The following is a 25067-nucleotide window of genomic DNA, read 5'->3' as shown; positions in this document are numbered from 1 at the left end:
GCTCCTGCAGGAGCCCAAGATAAATTTTAAACTTCAATAATGTCAATACGATTCTGATTTACCAGCGGAATGTCATAATTTTGCATCTGAAGTATCTCTCCTGCAAAACAGCCATTTTTATAAACGCCAGAAATTCTTTCCTGAGTGAATGCTTCAATAGCATCTACATTAAAATGAATCTGATAATCAGTCTCACCACTGTCGGTATGTTTAAAGCGCGTCAGATACCCGAATGTCGGTTCAAAAATGTTGACGCAGCCAACGATCTGGCCGATACGTTCATGAGCTATCCCGTTGATAACCAGACTTTCACCTGCCTCTGGAATGATGGCAAATAACTGACGGCCCGCCCGGCACCATCCAACATGCGAAGGTAATCCTAGAATATCAATGCCTGACGTTCCAAAATCTTCGCTGACACCGAGTTGGAAATTAAGAGGAATGTTTTCATGTATCCACTTTATGTCCTGATAAAATTGCGCCACTTGTTCTTGAGTAAGCTGCAAGTGGGGATGTCTGCGACCATGATCTGTAAAGCAATTGAACCTGACTGTCTGCACGCCAAGCTTGTTAAAAAGCTTACAATAATTCACAAGATCATTTTTGGTATGATTGTGCGTTCCAACTGTAATACCAATATTAACTCGAATGAGGTTATTGTCGCCACTTTCCTGGCTATAACTTTTAATCCTGGAAATCACGTCGATACATTTCGCTCCAGGAAACACCCCTTTAATGGGATAATCTGCATGGGAATGCAAAGAGCACTCTTCCGCATCGTTAACCAGTCCGTGAAATGTAATGGATATAGTGCCGTATCCATTTTTCACTGCTTTATCCAACAATTCCTTATAGTTTTTCTGCAATAATGGCTTACCACTTGTCCATGCATCACCCGCTATCATGGTGTCCGTCTCGTTTTTGTCCTCTCCGGAACGAAACTCGCGATTGTGGGCCGGGCCATAGATATCCATAAACTCACCATTGTGAGCAAAGCTATCCACATATCGAGGATAAATATTAAAATTCTGATCCGTTAACTTTCGATAAATTTCATGACCTTCATTAATGCCAAAAGATTTAGAGAATACCTTTTCATAGTTCACGAACCAGCAATGATTACAATTCTGACCACATGTGTCCTTGCCCACAAATGTATCAACATCCAGATAAAAATGGATGTCTTCATTTTTGATTGATGTAAAAGGAACTCGAAAATCAATGTCCCCATGATAATCGTATGACATATCCATATTGCCTTGCATCGACATTGCCTCATTTTATATTTATCGCGAAATGATTTACGTAAATTAAATTAGTTTTGTCAACCAGATAAATACTTAATATATATAAATGTTTTTTAAATTTAATTTGTAGATTTTTATTCCATTAAAGTTAATGAAGTCAGCATAACTAACTAATTATCGATTGTAAAAATATAATAACTATTGGTAACAGTTAAGTTTTAAAATAATTTATAGACTATGGGTTTTAATGTTTTAATTGTAACTAATTGAATTAAAACAAATTAAATAAAAAGTAACAATTCGACAACAATTCATTGTTTACTAATTCTTTACTGTTGATATTGTCATATAAAAAACAGGGATTAACATAAGAAAATGAAAAAAGTTCTCATCTTGGCAAAAACGGAATATACACGCACCCCTTATGACTTATGGCTTAAAGACTCCGGTGTCGAACCTGTCTTGATTACTTCTCCAAAATTTTACCAAGATTATGCCAGACACATTAAACACTGTTTCTGCTTGGAAAATTATGATCATGATGATGAATCCCTCTATGATTTAACAGAGTCAATTTATCAAAAGACGCCATTTGACTATATATTTTGCCGAGCAGAAGTAGATATACTTCGTGCTGCTAATATAAGAAAACGCTACAGCATCCCTGGGCAAGATGTAACCAGTGCTCTATGTTATAGAGATAAATTCTTCATGAAAGAGCAATTATCTCTTTCTCAGGTAATGATGGCAGACTACCGGAGAATAGATTCCCAGGAAGAACTCTTGGCATTTGCTTCAGATAATGGAATGCCATTTGTTATAAAACCCCGCCTTGCTTCAGGTTCTTCTGGTGTAGTAATAATTAAGTCACAGGTTGAACTTTATTCATATCTTCAAAAATATAACAATCAAATTGTTAGTATGTTAGCAGAGGATTATGTTGACGGTGAAATGTTTCACATTGATGGGTTAGTTGTTGAAGGTGAACTTACATTCATCCAACCCTTCAGATATGTAAATAACTGTCTTTCCTATCGAGATAACTTATACATTGGTAACATTCCACTCGATCGAAACGATAAACTGTATTCTCGTTTGGTAAGTTCTGTTAAGGATATACTTCATATCATGCCAGAAACTCCGCATTTTGCTTTTCATTGTGAAATGTGGGTTACCGGAGAGGGCGATATTATTTTCTGCGAGATAGCGAGTAGAACCGGCGGAGGAATGATAAGTTTTCTGATTGAAGAGATGGCGGGGTTTAATATCGATAAGGCATGGTTATTGGCAGAATGTCATATTCATCAACAGTCCTATCCTCAGTATCAAGAACGTTTTCTAAGGTTTGGCTGCGTTTGTATCCCCCCTTCAAACGGGAGACTTGTGTCCCTACCTACCGAGTTTCCAGTTGAGGTGCGCAAAACACATCTAACAGGTAAAGTTGATGAAATTTATGACGGTGGAGAAAAATCTGGTCTTTATCTTATAGGGCACGTAGTAGAAGCAGACGATCCGAAATCCGTGTTAAGACTATTTAGCTCATGCTACCAACAAATTCATGAGGCTGAACGCTGGGAAACGGTCAATAATGGTTGATAAAGTTTACAGCGAAGAGGACAGCTATTTCCCCCATCCTCCAATCCATCGATTTACTTCCGGAATATATCCGGATTTTGAATCTTTGGTGTATGCATCACAGGATTCTCTAAAGAGTCGGTATCCGCGTTATTCACGATTTGGCACGCCGATGACGGATACTGTCGAGTGTGAGATTACGCGCCTGGAGGGCGGCTACCGTTCGCTCAGCACATGTTCCGGTCTTGCTGCGATCACCTCCGTTCTCATGTCTTTCCTTCGCCCCGGCGATCATATACTTATGACTCGTTCAGTCTATGAACCAGTCAGATGTTTTGTCATGACATATTTGTTTGAGCTTGGTATAAGCGCTACCTTCCTGAGTGCTGATGAGTTCGGCCACTTAGAGGACTATGTCACTGATAAAACAAAGCTGATATATGTTGAGTCTCCATCATCAAACATATTTGAAGTAACAGACATTGATGCTGTCGCTAAGCTGGCCAGGCTAAGGGGAATTGCCACCATCATAGACAATACGTGGTCTACGCCCCTGTTGCTTAATCCGCTTCATCATGGTTTTGATGTGGTTATTCATTCAGCATCAAAATATCTAGCTGGTCATTCCGATGCTGTAATGGGCATCATAACCACTACAGAGCAGTATTATGAACCGGTTCGTCGCTACCTTATTAAGTCAGGAGTATGTGCGGGCGGAGAAGAGTCCTTCAGCCTTTATAAAGGACTTAAAACATTGGCTGTCAGGCTTAAAATACAACAGGACACTGCTCAAAAACTGATCATGATGCTGCTAACTCATCCTGCAATTAGTACAGTGATTTCACCAGATCTTCCCTCTCATTCTGGTCATGAAATTTTTTGTAAATATTATCGGCAAAGTAATGGTCTTTTTAGTTTTTCAGTTAAAAAGCCTACAGATCAAAAGCGCGATGATTTTTTAAGAGAATTGAAAACATTCAAGTTAGCGTATGGCTGGGGAGGAGTCGATAGCTGCATGATTCCATTTAGGTCTCCAGACTGGATGACACAGGATGAAGAACAGTTGTTTTTAAGGGTAAGCGTCGGAATTGAAGACGCAGACATGTTAGCAGCAGAGCTATCATCAGCATTGTCTAAACTTTAATTTATTTTCTATAAAAACATGCAGTTGTATCATTCAGGTCCTGGCGACCATCTTAAATATAATAACAGCCTGGTCCTTCAGAAGAATTAAACCTCTTTCGATAGACATTCGTTTTTCTGACCCGCTTTCCGGTGATTAACATTCTGTAATATTATTGAGGCATCCATTAGTGGTGAGAGCAATTACGAACTTCCGCTTCTCGCTCATAACCGCCGGTCAAAAAACCAAAAAGCCCACTTAAGTTTCCCTAAGTGGGCTTATCTAATAGGGCTCCTCTGACCGGGAACGCCATTGCCATTAAGTGGCTAATAACTAAGAAAAACACCCCTCCTGTCAAGATCACCGAAATGGCCGCCATTGGCCTCGCGTCATCGTGAGGCCCGCGCCAGTCCAGCCGGTGAACATGTGGTGTCTGATTCAGCCGATATCGACTTTCATGGCGATGTCCCAGCTGCCGGCGCCATTCTTGGCCAGGCCGATCATCATCAGGCCGAGCGACTCTAGCGTCTGGGCCATTTGTAGGCCGCCGACATCGAACGGACGCAACCCGAGACTGTCGATGAAGGTCGAGACGCGTGCCTTCGCCTGCGCATCGTCGGCTGCGATGAACGCGTCAAGGCGTCCGCCCTTGGCCAGTACGTGGCCGAAGAGGGTATTGAACGCCTTCACGACATGCGCGTCGGCGGGGAGGAGCTTGGCGGTCTCCTGCGCAGCGGAACTGCCGTGGGGAGTGACGAGGCCTGAGAGGTCGGGGGCAACCGGGTTAGTGATGTCGATGATCACCTTGTTGTCGAGCGCTTCGCCAAAGTCGGCCACCACCGCCGCAACGCTGCTGTACGGCACGGCGAGAATGACGATGTCGCCCGCCGGCGCAGCGCCGTACGTCCCTATGGTCGCTCCGGCTGCCAGCTGGTCGGCCAGCGCCTGGGCCTTGGCAGTGTCGCGGCCGATCACCTCAAGGGTATGTCCAGCCTTGGCGGTACGCTTGGCGATGGCCGTGGCCATGCCTCCTGATCCTATGATGCTGATAGTGCTCATATGCTGATTCCTCGTGAGTTGGGGGATTGCCCGTAATCTCTAAACGGGTCTCCCCGGTTGATATGTCGTGTACGTCGAGCCTCCCGCGTCATCCCTGATGCCATCGCCGGGTCGGCAAAGTCTTTGCCCGAACGGGGCAGGGCATCGCGACATCGCCGTCTGCCAGGTTCGTTGCGACCCGAATCCCTGTCCCCGCTCAACTCAACTGGCAGGGAAGTAATGACCGTTGTCCAAATCGGCGAGCAGCCCGGGCTGGGCGGGTTCCCAGCCGAGGGTCTGGCGGGTGATGAGGTTGGACGCCGGGAGGTTCAGCGTGACCAGATTCGCGAGGAACCCAAAGTATCCCGGCAGCATGAGTGTATCGACGGGAATGCTCACCGCAGGCAGGCCCAGACGGCTGCCAATGGCCTCGGCGATCTCGCGGAACGGGATGCCCTCGCTCTCGAGCCCATGCCAGGTTTTGCCGGCCGGACCCTTCTCCAGCGCCAGGCGGAACAGCGAGGCGAGGTCGCGGGCATGCACGGCTGGCCACAGGTTTGTGCCGTCTCCAGGGTAGCCGATGACCCCCTTCTCCTTAGCGAGCCCAATCAGCAGCGGGAGGAACCCGGTATTGTCGGTCATGCTGTGCGCGATAGTCGGGATCCGCACGATCGAGGATCGCACGCCGCGCTCCGCAAGGCCGATTACCGCGAGTTCCACGACGTTACGAACCCGCAGGGAGCCCTTGTACGCATCGCCGCCGGGAAGGGCCGGGTCCTCTTCGGTCGCCGGTCGGTCGAGGAAGCTGGCCCCGGGCGCCGTCCAGCCCAGGTTCGTGGGCGAGCCAATGCTCCCCGAAACGACCAGCGGTTTTCCGGTTCCGGCCAATGCCTCGCCGTACGCGAGCATGATCTGGAGCTCTGCTGCGGCTACGGCGTCAATCCCGCCGACGGGAAGCAGGTCTTGCCTGTGCGCGACGTGGATGACGCCATCGGACTCCGCCACAGCCGCCTTGAGCCCATCCAGATCGGAAATATCCCCGCGACGCACCTTGGCGCCGAGCGCGGACACCGCCGCGGCGGACTTATCCGACCTGGCCAGGCCGGTGACCTCGTGGCCGGCGGCGATAAGTTCGGGAATGATGTACGAGCCGATATGGCCGGTCCCGCCAGTGACTAAAACGTGCATGATATTTTCCTTTTAGGTGCGATATGAGTGGGGGTGTCGTGCGCTCAACCGAGAAGGCTGACGCCGATCGAGAAGTTGGTGTGCCTGACGGAGTGGGTCATGAGGCCCAGACACAGCATGCAGGCGTGCTCCAGCGTCCGCGCCATGAACAGCGGCCCGGTATCCATCGGGCGCAGCCCGAGGCTCTCGATGAACGCCGAGACGCGTGCCTTCGCCTGCGCATTGTCTCCGGCGATGAACACGTCCAGCCGGTGACCTTTGACTGAACCCACAGCCAGCACGTGGGAAAACTGGGTGTTGAATGCCTTGACGATATCCGCATCGGCAGGGGCGGCCCTGGCGATCTCCCGCGCGCCGAAACTGTCTTCAGGTGTCAGGAAGCCCGAGAAGTCGGATTTGATGGGATTGGTGATGTCGATAAGAAGCTTGCCCGCCAGCTTTTCGCCGTACTGCTTCACCACGTCGAGAACGGCGGAGTAGGGAACCGCCAGGATGATAATGTCCCCGGCCGGGATGGTGCCGAAGGTTCCTGCCGTCGCACCGGCTCCGATCTGCCCGGCCAGCGCCCGCGCCTTGGCAGCGTCGCGACTCATTACCTCGACGAGGTGTCCGGCCTTGGCGGCAAGACCGCCGATCGCCGCCGCCATGCCGCCGGAGCCGATGATGCTGATAGTGCTCATGTGCAATTTCCTTACGGATAGGGGGTTAATCATTCCTGGATTGCAGGTGCGATCCCACAGCCGGACTCAACGTAAAGGTCATGCTAGCCTTGTCACTTGCAATAAACAAGTAAAATTGCTTGTAAAAAGCAAGTGAAAAAAAAGAGGAGAGTTTGCTTGCGATAGACAAGCGATGTAAGATCTCGCCATGAAAACGACGAATAAAGAAATTCGGTCCCATTGCGCGGTAAATTACGGCGTGGAGATCTTCGGCGACCGGTGGTCGCTCTTGATCATTCGCGACATCGTTTTTACCGGTAAGAAGACCTATGGCGAGTTTATGAAATCGGAAGAGGGGATTGCGACCAATGTCCTGGCTTCCCGCCTTGCCTTTCTTGAGCAGCAGGGGGTTCTTGCGAGAGCGCCCAGCCCCGACGACGGGCGCAAGGATTTATACACTCTGACCGAGAAAGGCCTCGACCTCATTCCTGTCATGCTTAACATCGTCCTTTGGAGCGCGAAGCACGATTCGAAGTCGTACGTATTGCACCGCAAGGAGTGGGTTGATCGATTAAGTCGAAACCCCGTGGAAGTGAGCGAAGAGGTGAAGGCGCTGGTTCGCAATGGCGGATGCATGTTTCCCGCTGGCAAGGAATGAGTAAGACGGTAAGCGTGCCCTGTCACGCGTAGAGCGAACAACGTGAAAACGATGCCGGGTGCCTGCCATCAGGCTTTCGAGCCGAAACGCCAAGCTGAAAAACATGTCACTTTTCCCCAAACGGAAAAGCAAGAAGCCCGCTCAGGTTTCCCTGAGCGGGCTTTTCTAATAATGCACTTCCGCCGCATGCCCGGTCTTGTCAGTCAGACCGGATAATATGGCCAATATCAGCGCAATAACTGAAAGCACCGCGCCAGCCCAGTTAGGCGATTGAAGGCCAAAGCCGGCGGTGATAACCACGCCGCCAAGCCAGGCACCGACAGCATTGCCGAGGTTGAAAAGGCCAATATTGACGGCTGCAGCAAGCGTCGGTGCGCCGGCAGCCCGTGCTTTATCCATGACCAACTTTTGAATGGGGGATACGGTTGCAAAACCGAACGCGGCCATAAGGAAAATACAGACTGCTGACATAACCTGACTGTGCGCTGTAAAGTTAAAGATAAACAACACTAAAGCCTGTGCTGAAAGCGTGATGTAAAGCATTGGCATAAGGGCACGGTCTGCATAGCGTCCGCCCAACTGATTACCCACAAAAAGCCCCAACCCGAAAAGCAGCATCAGCCAGGCAAGGCTGCTTTCGCTGTACCCGGCAAGCTCGGTCATCATCGGGGCGATATAAGTGATGGACGTGAAGAAAGCGCCGGGGCCGAAAACGGTAATGCCCATTGCCAGCAGCACGTTAACGTTTCTGAAGGCGTTAAACTCATGCGCGAAGTCGTGATTCTGTGGGCGCGGCTGATGCGGAATTAGCATGCCGATACTGATAACTGTAATGACTCCAATTGCCGCTATGGCCATAAAGGCATCACGCCATGAAAGATGCTGTCCAACCCAGGTGCCGGCTGGTACGCCGATAAGGTTGGCTACTGTCAGCCCCATAAACATGAACGCAATGGCCCTTACGCGTTTAGACGGCGCAACCATGTCAGCCGCGATGATCGAACCGATTCCAAAAAATGCGCCGTGGGTCATGGATGTGATAATTCTGCCCATAATCGCCATGCCCAGCGTCGGGGCGAAGGCGGTAACGAGATTACCGGCTATAAACAGTAACATCAGAAAAACCAACATAGCCTTACGCGGCACCCTGGCCCCCAGAATAATAAGGGCGGGAGCACCAACGAAGACACCCAGTGCGTAGGCGGTAGCCAGATTACCGGCAACGGGAATAGTGATGTTGAAATCAGCGGCAATAACGGGAAGCAGGCCGGCGATGATGAATTCAGTTGTACCGATACCGAATGCACCTATCGCCAGCGCCCAGAGAGCGAATGGCATAACTTATATCCTGTCAGTAAAAGCGTGTTTTTACGTTTAAGCTGCTCTGGGCTGTAAACCGGCACCGATAAAAGAGCCGGCCCATAAACCACAATATCAGCAGTTCGGACAGGGTAGTTGTTTACTGAGAGGAGATAAACATCCCGAATATCGTCTCAGTGTTGACAAAAATTCTACTTCAATGGGCCGAAATATCCTTCTGCGGCTTTTCTGAGCAGTTCGTCAACAATAAGTCGGACTTTGGGAATGAGGTGCCTGGTACGGGGCCAGACGACGTTCAGTTCAACCGGCACGGGAGTATGATCTGCCATCAACGTCACCAGAGTGCCTGCATCGAGGTGGTTGTTCACCATTGACTCCGGAAACTGCGCAATCCCCGCGCCTGCCAGGCAGGCCATTAGCATGGCGTCGCCGTCGCTGATCTGATGAGCGGCGGCGGATATGAAGCGTATTTCCCGTTCATCGGCTGGCTTGAACCGCCAGGCAAGAGGGGCTCCTCGCCTGTAGCCCATAATACAGCAGTGTTTTTTCAGCATCTCGGTGTCGGTCGGTATCCCATGTTGCTCAAGGTAGGCGGGTGTTGCGCACAACAAAAGCCGCTGACGGCTCAGGCGACGGGCAATCAGCTCATCTGTGCTTTGCAGCTCCCCCAGGCGCAAAACCAGATCAACGCCTTCCTCGACCGGGTCAATCAGCCGATCGTTAAAGGTCAGGGCCAGACGCAGGGCCGGAAAGCGACGCGTAATATCAAGCAGTACCGGCATCATAAGATTACGGCCAAATGAGGCCGGCATATCGATACGGACCGTGCCTGCCGGGTTGTCCTGACGCCTGCTGAGGGTGTTTTCGGCAGAGTCGAGAATTTCAAGCGCCGACAAGCAACTCGTGAGATAAGCTTCTCCGTCACTGGTCAGGCTGAGTTTACGCGTGGAGCGATGAAACAGACGGGTTCCCAGTCGTTCCTCAAGCCGCGCCACGCTTTTGCCCACGGCAGATTTTGTAATGCCCAGCTGTTCGGCCGCTTCAGTAAAACTGTTCGATTTTGCCGTGATAACAAAATGGGTGATTCCCCTCAGGGATTCTGCTGTAAATCCGGTAGACATAAAGTTAGCTCACTGACGACTAAGAACGGGTTTATCGATGTCTGATTCTACACCAGGCTTAAGTCCGACGTTAATTAAGCACCGACAACTACCGGAAAGGGAAGTGTAACTAGAGCGAACATCGAAGAATCTGCCCTAAGTGGAACTATGTACCAAGAGATCTGACAGTCTGCTCAGTGCGTGAAGCAGACGTTGGTACTTTGAACTCACACGGACGATGAGTCGAAGAGATATTATGATTCTTACGAGATATTCGGTCAGTTGCACGAACTTATGGTATCAGGCTGGATAGAGAAAAAATAATGAGTGTCAGCCCTCCGGCTATTGCCAGTTGCCACAGTAATACAGGTGCGTTTTTGGGTATTCAGCCGGGTAAAAATATGGGTTTTGAGCCCGTAGCTCGCAGAAAAGCCCTGAGAGGCGCTCGGGTGTTGCACGTACAGATGTTATGGTTAATAGGCTTAAGCCCAGCGAACAAAAAGGAGCGAACATGCGGGTAGGAATGAAGGAAAAGATCATCAGGACGTGTGAGGCAAAAATTGTGACCAAGGGCAGTAACGTAGGGCTGTCTTTTTATGCTTTTTTTGCCAATAAAAATGATGACCCGGAACTGCTGATGGAGGTTGCGCATTGGTGGATTATGGAGATGAAACTGGATCACTTTGAAAAGGCAGAAAAGATAAAATCTCTCGTTTTAGCCATGAAGTAAACCATTACGGTAGCTAATGATACCTTACAGTTCGTAGCGTCTTAATTATGATATGACAGCCTTTACTCTGGACAGGTATGTCCGCTTTTCGCTCAAAGTTGCCCATCAACGCCTATCTGCTTAAAAAACAGGCTTGGCGTGGGATGTTTTCCGTTTTCTAAGCGGATCCCTTAAACTACACCGCGCAGATCACAACATATGAGCAATGACCATAAATGGCTGTAATCCGAGGTTTTTAGACCCGTGACGTGAGTTTGAACCATTGCTAGAATGTTCATCAGTGTCTGTTTATAAGAGCCTTCCATTTGGTTCGCGCTGACGTGCTAAGCGGTACCGACGAGCGAAGAGGGGGGGCAGTTGTTCATACGAAGGAAGTAAGATGCTTTTGCCAGATTTGAGCTTTACAAAAACAGTATATCAATCGCCATTTCAAGAATGAGTCGTCAGCTGTTTGTTTCCCTGGATGGGCCCAAGGGAGCCGGTAAAACCACACTGTTGGAAGCCATTACGAAAGTACTAAGGGCAGACAACAAGAAGGTGATCCGACTTTGCGAGAAAAAAAGCGATCCCTACAGGGGGGAAACAATGGCCCTCGTTAACAAGCTCGCCAGAAATCCCACCCTGGATTTGGAATGGGAAGTTTGTGAGCGCTTTGCTGATAGCCGTGCCTGGATTTCCCGGCACGTGCTGACTAAACAGCCACCGGACAGCATTATCTTGATGGATCGCTGGTACCCGTCGGATGCCGCGTTTCGCCGGATGGTCCCATTTGCAGATATTTTACAGCTTAACATTGAGCGAAACGTGCGAACGCCAGACCTGCATGTCGGGGTTGTTACTGCGCCTGATATTTCATGGGCGAGGGCCGCGGCCCGACCGCGTGGGCTAAGTAGTACTGTGATTTATAAGCTGGAAGAGCATGTTGCTTGTACCAAGGCATTCGAGCGAGAAATTGCAAATCACGGCTGGGTTTTATGCCGTAATGAAGGAACTCTCGAAGACGCAACGATGCAGGTGATTTCTGAGATCTACAGAGTGCTTGGATGCCCCACAGGCATCGGTTTTGCGGGCAGAGCTTCCGCCGTATGCCGCCAGTAATTACAATAACGTATTCCGTCACTCTCCACTCCAGAGTGATCCTCAGATTTGTGTTGCGTCTACAGAATCGATACTACTCAGTATTTTTCGGTCTTTGACACGGGAAAATAAAACTCAGTGTTCTGACCTGCCACAGCTTATGGCAGAACTCCGGCACCGCCGTATCCAGTTCTACCTGCTTCAGGGCAAAGACAATCTGTTCTTCGATAAATCGTGACTTTTTTATCGGCCCTACATCCGTTTCGGGGGGCATTTATCATGCCGGAATTCTGTTTCTGAATGGGGCAGGATTTTTGGGGAGGGCCATGCCCCACTGTAAGTATCCCGACAAAACAGACCTTTCGTTTTTAGAGGTCTTCCTGCCTCCTCCTGGAGGCAAATGTTCGCTCCTCGCCGTTATCGAAATAGTTGATAGGCTGGGTTTCAGTACGCAGCAAACGTTTACCCGTACTTTCAAGCGTCATTTTGGTCTGGCGCCAGGTCGTTATCGTGAGTCGGAGCTCTGGAATTTTAATGGGTTGATCCCAGAATTTACCGGAAAATATCCAGTATTGCCAACCCCGCAGCGCATTATGGCAAGTCTGCATTCATTACCGGGTATCAGTCTGAACTATACCTGTAACAGTACAGATCTTGGGAATGTGCGATTCCACACTGAGCAGCGCCAGGAATTATTTCGCATAGCCGGAAAAATACCGAATGATGTATTTCCGATATCCTTCGCTGTAATGTGTGAGCCGTCTTCCAGTAATGCTGAACAAATAAACTTCAGCCTGACGTTCGCAACCGTTATCCCGGAAGGCCACACCTGCTCAGATGGAGCCGCGGCATTTCTACGGTTTCCTTTCCAGGGAACACCTGAGCAGTTGACAGAAATGCAGGTAAATATTTACGGGCATATTATGCCATTCAGACGCGAAGCCCGCCGGACCGGACATGATTTTTTTATATGTGAAAGTAAGGTGGAACCTTATAAAGGTGACTTAAGATTGCGGGGAGGTTATTACATACCTATAACTGATAAAAAAGCTCAAACCGATTCGTTAATTAACCAGAAGGAGCTCCGTTTTTAGCTCTTAGCCAGCGCTATTTGCGACCAGGACTTAACTACAGAGACTACCCTGTCGTGAGGAGCATGTAGTAATCCCGGCAAATAAGCACGCCTCTGCGCTTGATGTTTTTAACCAGATCCACGTATTGCAAATATCAATCAATACCAGGCTTAAAAAATAATGAAAAGGCGAGGCAATTATTGTTCAAACACCCCGGGATACTTCGGCGGTTTCACCACTATCCTGCATGTACGCTTTGATTGTTCTCTACTGAGAAACAGTGCGTCGCGGCGCCCCCGCGCGCAGTCCCGCCATAACGATGTCTATGAGCCAGGTTAGCTGCGGTTGCCACTCGTCATTAAAATCAAGCTGCCATATACCCGCAATGGCAAGGAAGAAGTCGTCAGTGGTAACCCCGGTGTGGAGGGTTCCGGCTTCCTTATTTGCATCGAGTAGTAATTGAGCCGCAGCGATCACAGGGGCATAGCCCGCTTTTTCCTGACAGTCCCGCGTGAGTGACACCTCGCGAATGGCATTTGCCAGGCCAGCTTTGGTTATCGCGTACTCGGCAAGGCGATTTATCCACTCCCGTAATGCCTGGTCGGGCGGGAGGGTCTGAAGCAAGTGCTCTGCAAATTTTGTGACCTGCAACATCTCATAGCGATAAACCTCCATCACTAATATTTCCCGTGACGGAAAGTGACGATAAAAAGTTGCTTGTCCTACGCCTGCCTTCTTCGCGATCGCGCTGAGTGGCACGTCTGCGGAAAGGGTCAACTCCTGAAGCGCAACCGACAGAATACGTTCGCGATTTTGCTGTGCGTCAGCGCGTGCGGGGCGCTCCATCTTTTGTTGCTGTGTCACCAGTCCTCCTGTCCAAAAGTTTAAAACTTGCTAAACGGACAGTTGTCCGTTAAGTTTGGTTTTAACGGATAGTTGTCCGTTTAGCATTCTACCTTTTTCACCAACCCGGAGAAACATATGAAAACCTCAGGTAATACGATCCTCATCACCGGTTCCACCTCGGGTATAGGGCTGGGCCTTGCGGTGCGCTTTCATCAGGCAGGCAATAAGGTCATTGTAGCAGGCCGACGCAAGGCTTTACTTGATCAGATCACAATCGATTATCCCGGTATAGAGGCCATTGAACTCGACGTTGCCGATGCCAAGTCTATTATCCAGGCGAGCGAGCTCGTGGCAGCACGTTACCCTGACCTGAACATCGTCATCAACAACGCAGGCATTATGTTGAGCGAAAATGTTTTGGATCCGGATTCTGTGAAGATTGCGCAAGAGACTATAGAGATTAATCTTTTGGGCACTATCCGCATGACTTATGCGTTTTTGCCTCAACTCACTCAAAAGAACGATAGCGTCATCATCAACGTCAGCTCCTCATTAGCGTTTGTTCCGTTCCCGATAGCCATGACCTACAGTGCCACCAAGGCGGCTGTTCATGCTTTCACCGAAGGCTTGCGTGTTCAACTCGCCGACACTTCCGTACGCGTAATTGAGTTAGCGCCCCCGGGTGTGCAAACCACGTTGTTTGGTCAGGAAAGTGACGAGCATGCCATGCCGCTGGAAGACTTCCTTAATGAGACGCTCGACCTTTTGCATGCAGAACCCGAGCCTAATGAAATCATTGTTGAACGCGCCAAATTTTTACGCACTGCCGAGGCTACCGGTAACTACGACAACGCCCTTGAAATGCTTTCTGCGTGGAAGGCCCCGGACTGAGAGTGTTCGTCGCAAAGCGAACTGGCAGTGCGATACAGAGATCGCATGCTGTTCAATGACATTGCCGGCCGGGCGATTGGCGTATAGAGCCGTATTCGCTGGTAATTTCGTATGCACATGGCGCACGAAATATTCCCAAAATATGCAGCAGTTATTGTTGCGGTTGTCTGGATATACAGGGGCATCTCCAGATACCAAGCGATTTATTACATTTGATGTATAAAATTATCTATAAGCTTAGAAGTGTAATAACGCTCATCTATATAATATTTCCAGTAAAAAAAACAGCGTATTGCGGCAGGGCGCAGGGTTGGGCTAAATGAAAAGTGCACGATGCAAACGAACGATATAGTCGGCATCTGGATTCGTTTTGTTATCCTCCATTCGCTCCTGAATAGCTGTAACTGCAATATCACGACGAGCACTCAAACGCACCATTTCAGCTGCAGCCAGAGCCGGTCCCATTGCGTCAAACGTGAGGTCGGTACAGTACTGGGTTGCTGGCGCCAGGTCATCGTTCAGGCTCTTAGCCGTGAAACGTCACAGACTCGCTGATATCGACGCGATCCATTTTCATGCGGTTACCTGGCGCACTTTCATCCGGGTAGGGGAAGTACGATCGTTGGTGAATTTGTGCGGTAGCAGGATCCTCAGACTTTACGAGATTCGGGCTGACCAGAGCAGATTTGCCAGCGAATGACTGTTGTGATGGGTTGCGAGTAACTTACGAAGACTTCCGCGCTTTTGATGGACGTTGGGTAAACTGAAAATGCATCCTGAAGATTGTTCACGCCAACGAAGTGAATCAAAAGCGGGCAATATGATAAAAGCAAAAAGCCCGCTCAGGTTTCCCTGAGCGGGCTTCTCTAATATGGCTCCTCTGACTGGACTCGAACCAGTGACATACGGATTAACAGTCCGCCGTTCTACCGACTGAACTACAGAGGAATCGTGTGAACGGGGCGAATAATAGCGGCGTGGCCCGGGCTTGTAAAGCGTGAAAACGTCTCGTCGTTCCGTTTGCTGCAAGATTATTCAACCTGCTGCTTTTTATCGCTTTTATTGGTGCAGCGCTGCACAACGGCCCACGGCGGGCCGCGAGATGCCTTATGGTGGTGCAAGCCTGCGTCACTGGCCGCCGGTTGCGTGTCGGTATCAGGTCGCGCAAATATCATTTTTTCTTATTTTTCCGTCGATTAGTTAGCACTTTCTCTTATTCCGTTACGCTGGCCCGGATTTTGCAATTCTGTTGTCAACATGGCTTTGCCATACGCAGTTCAGCGGCTCGACGGAGGCAATATGAATCTCAGACGTCTAAAATATTTCGTGAAAATCGTCGATATCGGCAGCCTGACCCAGGCGGCGGAGGTGCTGCATATCGCGCAGCCCGCACTCAGCCAACAGTTGGCGACGCTGGAAGGGGAGCTGAAGCAACAATTGCTGATCCGCACCAAGCGCGGCGTGCAGCCCACCGAAGCCGGCAATATTCTCTATGCTCACGCCCAAACCATTCTGCGCCAGTGCGAACAGGCACAGAGCGCGGTCATCGGCGCAGGCCAGGCGGTGAGTGGGCAGGTTTCCGTCGGGCTGGCGCCGGGCAGCATGGCCGCGCAACTGGCGCTGCCGTTGTTGCAGGCGGTGCGTGACCGCCATCCCGGGATTCTACTCAGCCTGAACGAGAACATCGGTTCGATGTTGGCCGGGCAGGTGGCCAGCCAGAGCCTGGATATGGCGGTGATCTACGGCGCAAAAATGCCTGAGGGCCTGCAAGCCACGGCGTTGATGAAGGAAGATCTGTATCTGGTGGCGACGCGTGCGGTGCCAAGCCCCGGTAGCAGCGTCGATCTGTTGGACGTGGCGCGGCTGAATCTGTTCCTGCCGCGCGAAGGCGATGTGGTGCGCACGCAGGTCGACGAAGCAATGGCGCTGCGCAAGCTGGCCGCCAACGTGATTGGCGAAATCGAATCCCCCGGCACGCTGAGCGCGGCTATCGCCAGCGGCCTGGGCGCGACCATTCTGCCGGAATCCGTTGCGCGGGCGATGATTGGCCCGGCCAAGGCGTGGATGGCGCGTATCGCCGCCCCGGCGCTGAGCGTGCCGCTTTCACTGTGCATTTCCAGCCAGCAATCGCTTTCCGCACCGGCGTTGGTGGTGAAGGATATCTTGCTGTCGATTGCCGTTAGCCGCAGCCAGGAAAAACGCACGCTGGCGCTGGTGCAATAGGGATTTAAAGAGGCCCACGCGCGGTGGGCCTGAAGGGCAGGTTAGCGGAACGGGGGTTCGTTGAAGGTGCGCAGCTTGCGCGAATGCAGCTTGTCGCCTTCGGCGCGCAACAGATCGATGGCGCAGATGCCGATCTGCAGATGTTCCGAGATCGCCCCCTCATAGAAGCGGTTAGCCTGGCCCGGCAGCTTGATCTCGCCGTGCAGCGGTTTGTCGGAAACGCACAGCAGCGTGCCGTAAGGCACCCGGAAGCGGTAACCTTGCGCCGCGATGGTGGCGCTTTCCATATCCACCGCCACCGCGCGGCTGAGGTTAAAGCGCAGCGCCGAGGCGGAGTAGCGCAGCTCCCAGTTGCGATCGTCTGTGGTCACCACCGTGCCGGTGCGCAGGCGCTGTTTCACCTCTTCGCCCGGCATGCCGCTGACCATTTTGGTGGCGTCATACAGCGCGCGCTGCACTTCGGCGATGCTCGGGATCGGGATATCCGGTGGCAGGACCGCGTCCAGCACGTGATCGTCACGCAGGTAGGCATGGGCCAGCACGTAGTCGCCGATCGACTGGCTTTCGCGCAGCCCGCCGCAGTGGCCAATCATCAGCCAGGCGCTGGGGCGCAGCACCGCCAGATGGTCGCAAATGGTTTTGGCATTGGACGGGCCGACGCCGATGTTGATCAGCGTAATGCCCTGGCCGTTGCGCGAAATCAGGTGGTAGGCCGGCATCTGGTGGTTTTTCCAGGCCAGATCGGACACCGCCTGTTCCGGCGCGGTGGTTTCGGGCGTGATGTAGATGCCGCCGGCGCTGGACAGCGCAATATAAGGGCTGTCCGGGTTGGCTATCTCGGCGCAGGCCCAGCGGACAAATTCATCCACATAGCGGGTGTAGTTGGTGAACAGCACGAAGGGCTGGAAATGCTCCACCGGGGTGCCGGTATAGTGCCGCAGCCGCGCCAGCGAGAAATCGGCCCGCAGCGCGTCGAAGTGCGATAGCGGAAAGGTGCTGGTGGCGTTGAACAGGCCGTCGGCGGTTTCGTCGCCGATTTGCGCCAGCTCGGTGGTGGGGAAATGCTGCGCGAGGCTGGCGCTCATCGAGCGATCCAGCATCAGGTTCGAGCCGTCAATCACATAAGGAAAAGGGATCTCCTGTTGTGAAGGCGCCACTTCGATATGGGCGTCGTAGTCGTGCGCCAGCATCGCCAGTTGCTCGGCCAAATAGCTGCGAAACAGCTGCGGGCGGGTAATGGTGGTGGTGTAGCGGCCGGTATGGGTAAAACGGCCGAAGGCGCGGGTTTTGCTCTGGCCGGATTTTTGCCCGTCCCAGCTTACGCGCAGCTCTGGATAAACGAACAGCCCAGCGGCGCGGGCCTGTATGTCGGGCACACTGCCGTGGCTGATAAAATCGCCTACCGCCTGGCGCAGCGCGGTAACCGAGGCGTCATACAGTGCTTCCAACTGGTCGATCGCCTGAGCGGGGGTAAGGCCGGTGCCGGATTGGTAACTACTCATTCTCTCTCCTTGGTTCTCCCGTCCCTGCGGCGGGAGGCATGCCGATATACCCTTCATCTTTGACGTTACCTCTGCGTTAGCGGCGAGCATGCATCCCAGTCACTGGCTTGAGTAAGTTCTTGCTGCCTTGAGGTAACGCCAACTCATTTGGTTATAGCAATTTATCACAACAGGTTAGCTGAAGCTGGGCGCAAAAGCTTTGCCGAAATGGAACCGGAGAAAAAGTAAAGCGCAGCGGCAGGGCTGCCGCTGCGACGTTGAGATCAGGAGGCCGGCTCTGCCTGTTCCACCTTCAGCGAGACCAGGCCGATGCCGCGTTTTTTCGGGGTAAAGCCGCCGCTGGCTCCTTCCTGCGGTTCGGTCGGGGCCGGTGGCGTGATGCTGATGTTTTGCGCGCCGCCGGGGTTGTTGAAGCGCAGGGTGACGGTGGTGTCCTGCTCGCCGAGCGACACGAACTGCTCTTCGTCGCCCACGCGCACCGAGATCGGCGCACCGACGTTTTTGCCGTAGGCGCGGGCGCGCAGCACCAGATCGAAGGTCGGCGGCAGCGGGGCGACATAGTCGATGTTGACCGCCGGCGCGAGGTTGGCGTCCGACCAGCGGCCCCAGTCCTCGACGCTGGACACGCCGGTAATGGCCTTCACCTGTTGCGGCATGCCCGGCAGCATAAAGGCGATGGCGTCCGCCTGATATTTAACGGCGGCGTCGTCCACCTTCAGTTTGTCGACGGCGTTCTGGTAGGCGGCAACGCTGTCCGCTGCGGGCTCGGTAAAGCTGACTTTGCCGCGGTAGCTGCCGCCCTTGGCCTGCACGATATGCGGCGGGGCGGCCAGATTGCCGGAAGCCACGCAGGTGTCGGTGCTCAGCGCCAGTTCGGGCGCCCACACCCGGCCAATCTCATAGCATTTATCCACCCAGACAAACTTTTCACCCGCCCCCAGGCCGGCGAGCTGCTTTTTCAGCGGTGTGGAAAGATAGACGTTAAACATGGGTTCGATTTTATTGTCCGTCACCTTGAGGATAAACGGCACCTTAAAGCTGATGCCGGAGAAGGTGAAACTGTTGCGCTGGGCATCCAGCTGATAATCGGAAATGCTGTTCGGGAAGCCCCATTGCTTCACCACCGCCGGTTTCCAGCCGTTGATTTTTTCTTCGATATTCAAGAAGACGGTAGCCAGCGTGGGGCTGGACAGGCTGCTGCGGCCGAGGCCGATATAGTTGTCGCCGCCCATCACGTCCAGCACAGTGGCGCCGTTGTCCAGCGTGCTGCGTTTTTCGTTATGCTGCGCGCTTTGCGGCTGCCTGCCGTCGATAATAAAGAACAGGTTGCGGCGCTTTTGTTTGGTCAGAATGTCGTAGGCGGTGTTGTTCATCGCCAGATGATCGGAAGACACCACGATCACGGTGTTTTTGAAATACTCCGACCCTTTGATTTTGTCGATCAGGGCCGCGATATGCTGCTGGCTACAGGCCACCGCGCTCAGCGAACGGTTCTCTTTGTTCTGCCGGCTATAAGATTTTTTACTGCAGCTCGCGGAGATAAACCCGTCCGGGTGGTGGGTGTCCACGGTCAGTGCAAACAGCGAGAACTTTTTGTTCTGCTGCGACAGCTCGACGAACTTGTCGAAAACCACGTCCAGCACGGTATCGTCGTACCAGCCCCAGTCATTTTTGTAGCCCGGATCGCGGACCTGTTCGCGCAATTCCTTGTAGCCGTAGGCGTGGTCAAAGCCGTGCGATTTCAGGAAAGTGTCTTTTCCGGCGAAGGCCAGTTCGGCGCCCTGATAGAAATAATTGTCGTAGCCGGCGGCTTTCAGCACGTCGCCCAGGCAGACGTTTTCCGGGTAGAAGGTGGAAACGGCGCTGGAGGCGTTGCCGTCGAACGGGGCGAACAGCGGAATGCCGCACTGTGAAGCCACCATGCCGGCAATGGTATAGCCGGTGCCCGGCAACTGTTGGGTATTGCTGAAGTCGATGCCGTTTTCACGGTGCCGATTCAGCTCGTCGGCGAGATCGGGAAAGATTTCCGGGTCGAAATAGGTGCGCTCAAGGCTTTCGGCATAGATGTACACCAGGTTCGGCGCTTTGCCCTGCAGGCTCTTTTTCGGCGCTTTGTAGTAGGTGTAAAAATCGGCGGTGTCGCCGGTAATCTGGCTTCTGAGCAGCAGCGAAATATCCTGAAAAGCCGGGGTGGTGCCGACGGAGAACAGCGCCAGCAGCACGGCGAGCACGCTGTAAACCACGCTGCTGCTTTTCGCTTTGTGCCGCACCAGGCTCCAGGCCAGCACGGCGAAAATCAGCGCCAGCACCGCCAGCAGGCCGATAAACGGCAGCACGTACTTGCTGACGCCGGCCCCTTTCATGCTGCTGGTGAGGGTGTAGATCACCGCATCGGTGATGCCGTCGCCGGTAAAATAGTTACTGGCGATCAGAATAACATTGAGGATCAGATAGCTGCCCAGCAGGATCAGCAAAATGGAAAGCCACCAGCGGTTGGCGGCGGCCTTGTTCCGGTAGATCAAAATTGAGGCTAAAAAAAGTGCAAACGAGACTAATGCTGAAACCATCCACCGTACCCTGTCTGATTAAAAAGAAAATCTTAACTGCCCTGGCAAAGGCTGCTGAACCTGTCGCAGCGCGAAAGAGGAAGGGTATAGCGCATTGAACGCGCCAGGGTCAATGCGCGTTTGCACAGCGGGGTGGCCGCCAGGCGTGAATGAACAATTTTGTGACAATATTGTGACCATAGTCACTACTGAGAGGCGTGGGCGCTGAAATATTGCTCGCCGGGCATTTGGCTCTACCATTAATGAATGGCGCTGATTGCAGACCGGCGAGGCGCATTAACCTGTTCAGGAGAAAACATGCAGAGCATTTCCACCACCGTACTGGATGATTTGGCGCCGCAGGGCGTACTGCGCGCGGCGATCAATTTAGGCAATCCGGTGTTGGCACAATGGGGGCCGGATGGGGAACCGCAAGGCGTGTCGGTCACGCTGGCCGGCGCGCTGGCGCATGAGCTGGGCGTGGCGCTGGAGCTGGTGACCTATGATGCGGCGGGCAAGGTTTTCGTCGCGCTGGAAACCGCCGCCTGGGATGTCGCCTTTATGGCCATCGAACAGGTGCGGGCGGAGCAAATTGCCTTCAGTGCCCCTTACGTCATTATTGAGGGCACCTATCTGGTGGCGCAGGAGGCGCCTTATCGACAAGTGGCCGAGCTCGACAGGCCTGGCATGCGCATTGCGGTGGGTCAGGGCGCGGCCTATGACCTGTATCTGTCGCGTACTTTAAAGCAGGCGGAACTGGTGCGGGCAGAGACTTCGCCTGCAGCGATCACCTTATTCTTCGAGCAAGCGTTGGACGCCGCTGCGGGCGTGCGTCAACCGCTGCTTGCCGCCGCTGCGGCGAACCCGGGCTACCGGGTGCTGGACGGGCATTTTACCGCGATTCACCAGGCGATGGCGGTGCCGCGCGGTAAAGAGCAGGGGGCAGCCTATGTGCGCTGTTTTGTGGAAAGATGCAAAGCCAGCGGGTTGGTGCAGCAGGCGCTGAAGCGCAGCGGTCAGGGCGATGTGACGGTGGCCCCTACGGCGTGAGGCGGTCGGCAACGGCTTTTGTGGTTCGAGGGTAGGGGCGCTGCATACAGCGCCCTTGCGGATACCCCTTAATGCAGTTCCACGGCGTATTGTTCCACCGGGGTGATTTTCTTGATCAGCTTGTTGTCGAACAGGAATTGTTCGTAAGCCTGGTAGCGCGCGGTGTCCAGCCTGGCCGGATCGGTGGCGAACAGCGGCAAGCTCGCCTGCCACGCCTGCTTGTTCAGTTCGGTGTTCAGCTCCGGATGGGTTTTGGCGAAGGCCAGCCAGGTTTCCTGTGGGTGAGCCTGCAGGTAATCGTTGCCTTTTTTCAGCGCGGCGAGGAATTTCCTGATCTTCGGCTCGGCTACCGCGTCGCGGTTGGCGACGATGATCAGTTCGTCATAGGCCGGCACGCCGTAGTCTTCGACGTTGAACACCACCGGATTTTTCCCCTGCAGTTTCAACTCCAGCGCTTCAATGTTGCGATAGCCGCCGATCACCGCATCGACCTGGCCCGCCAGCAGGGCGCTGGTCAGTTGGAAATTGACGTTAATCAGCTTCATGTCGTTCGGGTCGATATGCGAATGTTTGACCATGGTTGCCAGCGTGGCCTGTTCGATGCCGCTGACGGAATAGCCGATTTTTTTGCCTTTGAGATCCGCCGGCGAGGTGATGCTTTTATCCAGCGTCATCAGGGTATTGAGCGGTGAGTTAATCAGGGTGCCCACGCGCACTAACGGCAGGCCCTGATCGGCGAAGAAGTGCAATTGAGGCTGATAGGTGATGGCGAGGTCGGCCTGTTTTGCTGCCACCAGACGCGGCGGCAGCGCCGGATCGGAAGGGGGCACAATCTTGACCTCAAGGCCTTCGGCCTTGAAGGCGCCAATTTGCTCGGCCACCATGATGGGTGCGTGATCGGGATTGATATACCAGTCGAGCACCAGCGTCAGTTTTTCGGCGGCGGCAGCATTGCCGGCCAGAGCGGCGCTGAGCATCAGCCCGCAGAAGGTTTGCTTGATCATTTCTTACCCCAGTCGTTAAAAAGTTATCAGTCGTTTTCCGGCGCCCAGTCGATCAGGCGCAGCAGCAGCGCATTCACCGTCATCCACAGCAAGACGGTCATCAGCACCAGAATAAACAGCGCGGCAAAGCAGACGTCGGTCTGCATGCGCGCGTTGGCGTTCAGCATCACGTAGCCCAATCCCTCCGCCGAGCCGACCCATTCGCCGATAATGGCGCCGATGGGCGCGACGGCGGCGGCCATGCGCAACCCGGAACCAAAGGCCGGCAGCGCCGCCATCAGCCGCACATGGCGCAGTTGCGCCCAGGGGGAAGCGCCCATGGTGCGGGCCAGATCGAGATAATCGTTATTGACCCGGCGCAGCCCGTCAAAGAACGCGGAGGTGACCGGGAAGAAGATCACCAGTACCGCCATCGCCACTTTGGCGCTCATGCCAAAGCCGAACCACAGCACCAGCAGCGGCGCCAGCGCAAATACCGGTATCGCCTGGCTGGTCAGCACCAGCGGCATCAGCCAGCGTTGCAGCCGGGGCGAATAGATCATGCACAGCGCCAGCGCGGCGCCGAGCAATACCCCAATCCCCAGCCCGCAGGCAATTTCCGAGGCGGTGATCAGCGTGTGATAAGCAAGATAGGCGCGCCCGCTCCACAGCGCCTGCGCCACCGCAGAGGGGGAAGGCAGCAAAAAGGCGGGAATATCGCCCAACGTGATGAGCCACCACAGCAGCAGTAAACCGGCGAACACCGTCAGGCTGCGGCGCACCTGCGACAGGCGGTTTTCAATGAGCGGTTTCATTCGGCGGCCCTCATCAGTTGCTGCAACAGCTCGCCCTGGCTTTTCAGCAGATGGGGATCGTCCGGTGCGCGCGGCGGCAGGCCGCTGATGATATGTGTATCGTCAATGCCGTCGGGGTAGCGGGAGAGCACCAACAGGCGATGGCTCAGGCGGCAGGCCTCCATCGGATCATGGGTAATCAGCAGCACGGTATGCTGCGCCAACAGCTCGGCCGCCAGGGTTTGGATCATGGCGCGGGTAATGGCGTCCAGCGCCGAGAAGGGCTCGTCCATCAGCACAATCGGCTGGCGTTCATACAGCGTGCGCGCGATGGCGGCGCGCTGGCGCATGCCGCCGGACAACGCCGAGGGCAGAGCTTTGGCGTAACCGCTCAGCCCCACGCGCTCGAGCAGATGCCCAGCCCATTCCCGGTCGGCTTTTTCACCGCGCAGCCGCGCACCGAGGCTGATGTTTTCGGCGACGGTCAGCCACGGATAGAGCAGGTCCTTTTGCCCCATATAGGCGATGCGGCCGGCTATCGGCAGGCCATCGCTGCCGGTCACCTCACCGGCGGTGGGCAGCATCAGCCCGGCGATAATCTTCAGCAGGCTGGTTTTGCCCGCGCCGCTGGCGCCGAGCAGGGCGACAACGCTGCCGCCGGCAATATCGAAACTCAGCCGATCGAAAATCACCTGCCGGCCAAAGCACAGGCTGAGATCCCGCACCTGAATGCCGGGCGGCGCGATGCGGTCACTCATGAGGCGTTCAACCCCATCTGCCAGAAGGCGGACTCCAGCCGGGTGGCGGTGGTGAAAATCCCCGCAAGCTCGGTAAAGCGGCTTTCTGCGCCACGCTGGTGGCCCACGCGCTCCAGCAGATCGAGGGCTGCCTGCACGCCGGCCAGATAGTTTTTATCGCCATAGTTGCGGATCCACGAGGCGTAAGGATTGCCCTCCATCACCGTCGCCGGGTCGTCAAGCAGGCGCAGACCAATCTCGGCATAGCCTGCGACGCAGGGCATCAGCGCCGCCAGCAGATCCAGCGCATCGCCGGAGTGGCCGATATCGAGCACATAGCGGGTGTAGTTCAGGGTTTCCGCCGCCTCGGGTTCGGCGGCAATCTCGGGTTCGCCCAGCCCCCAACCGGCGCAGTAAGCCAGATGCAAAGGCAGCTCGGCGACGATGGCATTGAGCGAAGCGGTGGCCGCGCGCATCTCCGGCAGCGTGCGCAGCTTGCTCACCAGCAGGGCGTAGGCGCGGGCGAAGTGGATCAGGAACAGATAATCCTGGGTCAGATAGCGGCGGAACGCGGATTCAGGCAGCGTGCCGGCGGCCAGTTGCTGAATAAAAGGATGAGCAACGTAGTCCTGCCAGTCCGCGCCTGCCTGTTGGCGCAGCCGTCCGTAAAGACCGTTATCGAAAAGGGGAGTAAACATGGGACCTCC

At 53.7% G+C, this 25067-nt stretch carries 22 protein-coding genes and 1 tRNA gene; 9 read left to right on the top strand and 14 right to left on the bottom strand.

Annotation, left to right across the window (positions count from 1 at the left end; genetic code table 11):
* Positions 1-26: 26 nt before the first annotated feature.
* A complete protein-coding gene (locus tag SERAS12_RS16115; protein WP_013813654.1) occupies positions 27-1265 on the bottom strand; it encodes a hypothetical protein in 1239 nt (412 codons plus the stop codon).
* A 357-nt stretch (positions 1266-1622) separates the two neighbouring features.
* On the opposite strand from SERAS12_RS16115, the gene SERAS12_RS16110 reads away from it, so the two are divergent.
* Both SERAS12_RS16110 and SERAS12_RS16105 read left to right on the top strand, forming a co-directional pair.
* Entirely contained in the window at positions 1623-2843 is a 1221-nt protein-coding gene (locus tag SERAS12_RS16110; RefSeq protein WP_013813653.1) for an acetyl-CoA carboxylase biotin carboxylase subunit family protein, read from the top strand.
* Positions 2836-3966 (top strand): PLP-dependent aspartate aminotransferase family protein, encoded by a 1131-nt coding sequence (locus SERAS12_RS16105; protein ID WP_013813652.1) that lies wholly within the window; start codon positions 2836-2838, stop codon positions 3964-3966. Before SERAS12_RS16110 ends, SERAS12_RS16105 begins: the two co-directional genes overlap by 8 nt.
* A gap of 417 nt (positions 3967-4383) precedes the next feature.
* On the opposite strand, the gene SERAS12_RS16100 is transcribed toward SERAS12_RS16105, so the two are convergent.
* From SERAS12_RS16100 to SERAS12_RS16090, 3 genes are all read right to left on the bottom strand, one after another.
* On the bottom strand, positions 4384-5004 hold the full coding sequence (locus SERAS12_RS16100; RefSeq protein ID WP_013813651.1) for an NADPH-dependent F420 reductase: 621 nt from the start codon (positions 5002-5004) through the stop codon (positions 4384-4386).
* 201 nt (positions 5005-5205) lie between these two features.
* The gene (locus SERAS12_RS16095; protein ID WP_013813650.1) at positions 5206-6171 is read right to left on the bottom strand and encodes an SDR family oxidoreductase; all 966 of its coding nucleotides are present in this window, start codon (positions 6169-6171) and stop codon (positions 5206-5208) included.
* A 44-nt stretch (positions 6172-6215) separates the two neighbouring features.
* Positions 6216-6851, bottom strand: coding sequence for an NADPH-dependent F420 reductase (locus SERAS12_RS16090; protein ID WP_013813649.1), 636 nt, complete (start codon positions 6849-6851; stop codon positions 6216-6218).
* A 187-nt stretch (positions 6852-7038) separates the two neighbouring features.
* On the opposite strand from SERAS12_RS16090, the gene SERAS12_RS16085 reads away from it, so the two are divergent.
* Positions 7039-7488 carry a helix-turn-helix domain-containing protein gene (locus tag SERAS12_RS16085; RefSeq protein WP_013813648.1) on the top strand — a complete coding sequence of 150 codons (450 nt, stop codon included), beginning with the start codon at positions 7039-7041 and terminating at the stop codon, positions 7486-7488.
* A gap of 165 nt (positions 7489-7653) precedes the next feature.
* Here SERAS12_RS16085 and SERAS12_RS16080 read toward each other — a convergent pair whose 3' ends face one another.
* Positions 7654-8826 (bottom strand): MFS transporter, encoded by a 1173-nt coding sequence (locus SERAS12_RS16080; RefSeq protein WP_013813647.1) that lies wholly within the window; start codon positions 8824-8826, stop codon positions 7654-7656.
* A 173-nt stretch (positions 8827-8999) separates the two neighbouring features.
* Positions 9000-9929 carry a LysR family transcriptional regulator gene (locus SERAS12_RS16075; RefSeq protein ID WP_013813646.1) on the bottom strand — a complete coding sequence of 310 codons (930 nt, stop codon included), beginning with the start codon at positions 9927-9929 and terminating at the stop codon, positions 9000-9002.
* 490 nt (positions 9930-10419) lie between these two features.
* On the opposite strand from SERAS12_RS16075, the gene SERAS12_RS16070 reads away from it, so the two are divergent.
* The 3 genes from SERAS12_RS16070 (at position 10420) to SERAS12_RS16055 (ending at position 12809) form a co-directional block, all read left to right on the top strand.
* The gene (locus tag SERAS12_RS16070) at positions 10420-10638 is read left to right on the top strand and encodes a DUF6500 family protein (protein ID WP_004946854.1); all 219 of its coding nucleotides are present in this window, start codon (positions 10420-10422) and stop codon (positions 10636-10638) included.
* Positions 10639-11073: 435 nt separating this feature from the next.
* Positions 11074-11736 carry a dTMP kinase gene (locus tag SERAS12_RS16065; RefSeq protein WP_013813645.1) on the top strand — a complete coding sequence of 221 codons (663 nt, stop codon included), beginning with the start codon at positions 11074-11076 and terminating at the stop codon, positions 11734-11736.
* Between the two features lie 305 nt (positions 11737-12041).
* Entirely contained in the window at positions 12042-12809 is a 768-nt protein-coding gene (locus tag SERAS12_RS16055; RefSeq protein WP_013813644.1) for an AraC family transcriptional regulator, read from the top strand.
* A gap of 246 nt (positions 12810-13055) precedes the next feature.
* Here SERAS12_RS16055 and SERAS12_RS16050 read toward each other — a convergent pair whose 3' ends face one another.
* Positions 13056-13652 (bottom strand): TetR/AcrR family transcriptional regulator, encoded by a 597-nt coding sequence (locus SERAS12_RS16050; RefSeq protein WP_013813643.1) that lies wholly within the window; start codon positions 13650-13652, stop codon positions 13056-13058.
* Positions 13653-13769: 117 nt separating this feature from the next.
* Between SERAS12_RS16050 and SERAS12_RS16045 the strand changes: the two genes are divergently transcribed.
* Complete coding sequence (locus SERAS12_RS16045; protein WP_013813642.1) at positions 13770-14525, top strand: SDR family oxidoreductase; 756 nt, start codon at positions 13770-13772, stop codon at positions 14523-14525.
* 872 nt (positions 14526-15397) lie between these two features.
* Here the strand turns inward: SERAS12_RS16045 and SERAS12_RS16040 are convergent.
* Positions 15398-15473, bottom strand: a tRNA-Asn gene (locus tag SERAS12_RS16040).
* 351 nt (positions 15474-15824) lie between these two features.
* Between SERAS12_RS16040 and nac the strand changes: the two genes are divergently transcribed.
* Positions 15825-16748, top strand: a complete 924-nt coding sequence (gene nac / locus SERAS12_RS16035) for a nitrogen assimilation transcriptional regulator NAC (RefSeq protein ID WP_013813641.1) — start codon at positions 15825-15827, stop codon at positions 16746-16748.
* Between the two features lie 41 nt (positions 16749-16789).
* On the opposite strand, the gene SERAS12_RS16030 is transcribed toward nac, so the two are convergent.
* A complete protein-coding gene (locus tag SERAS12_RS16030; RefSeq protein WP_013813640.1) occupies positions 16790-18250 on the bottom strand; it encodes an AMP nucleosidase in 1461 nt (486 codons plus the stop codon).
* 263 nt (positions 18251-18513) lie between these two features.
* A complete protein-coding gene (gene opgB, locus SERAS12_RS16025) occupies positions 18514-20817 on the bottom strand; it encodes a phosphatidylglycerol--membrane-oligosaccharide glycerophosphotransferase (RefSeq protein ID WP_013813639.1) in 2304 nt (767 codons plus the stop codon).
* Positions 20818-21114: 297 nt separating this feature from the next.
* Between opgB and SERAS12_RS16020 the strand changes: the two genes are divergently transcribed.
* Positions 21115-21846, top strand: a complete 732-nt coding sequence (locus SERAS12_RS16020) for an ABC transporter substrate-binding protein (protein WP_013813638.1) — start codon at positions 21115-21117, stop codon at positions 21844-21846.
* A 68-nt stretch (positions 21847-21914) separates the two neighbouring features.
* Here the strand turns inward: SERAS12_RS16020 and SERAS12_RS16015 are convergent, their stop codons facing one another.
* From SERAS12_RS16015 to SERAS12_RS16000, 4 genes are read right to left on the bottom strand one after another with little or no spacing between them, the layout of a single operon-like run.
* Positions 21915-22850: an ABC transporter substrate-binding protein gene (locus tag SERAS12_RS16015; protein ID WP_013813637.1), complete on the bottom strand. Its 936-nt coding sequence runs from the start codon at positions 22848-22850 to the stop codon at positions 21915-21917.
* Positions 22851-22876: 26 nt separating this feature from the next.
* Complete coding sequence (locus tag SERAS12_RS16010; RefSeq protein ID WP_013813636.1) at positions 22877-23644, bottom strand: ABC transporter permease; 768 nt, start codon at positions 23642-23644, stop codon at positions 22877-22879.
* A complete protein-coding gene (locus SERAS12_RS16005) occupies positions 23641-24381 on the bottom strand; it encodes an ABC transporter ATP-binding protein (RefSeq protein WP_013813635.1) in 741 nt (246 codons plus the stop codon). Before SERAS12_RS16005 ends, SERAS12_RS16010 begins: the two co-directional genes overlap by 4 nt.
* Positions 24378-25058 carry a TenA family protein gene (locus SERAS12_RS16000; protein WP_013813634.1) on the bottom strand — a complete coding sequence of 227 codons (681 nt, stop codon included), beginning with the start codon at positions 25056-25058 and terminating at the stop codon, positions 24378-24380. The genes SERAS12_RS16005 and SERAS12_RS16000 overlap by 4 nt, the downstream gene beginning before the upstream one ends.
* Positions 25059-25067 lie beyond the last annotated feature (9 nt).

The sequence above is a fragment of the Serratia sp. AS12 genome (assembly GCF_000214195.1).
GTDB classification, from domain to species: domain Bacteria; phylum Pseudomonadota; class Gammaproteobacteria; order Enterobacterales; family Enterobacteriaceae; genus Serratia; species Serratia plymuthica.
Note: the sequence above shows the minus strand (reverse complement) of the source record. Positions and strands in the feature narration are given on the sequence as shown.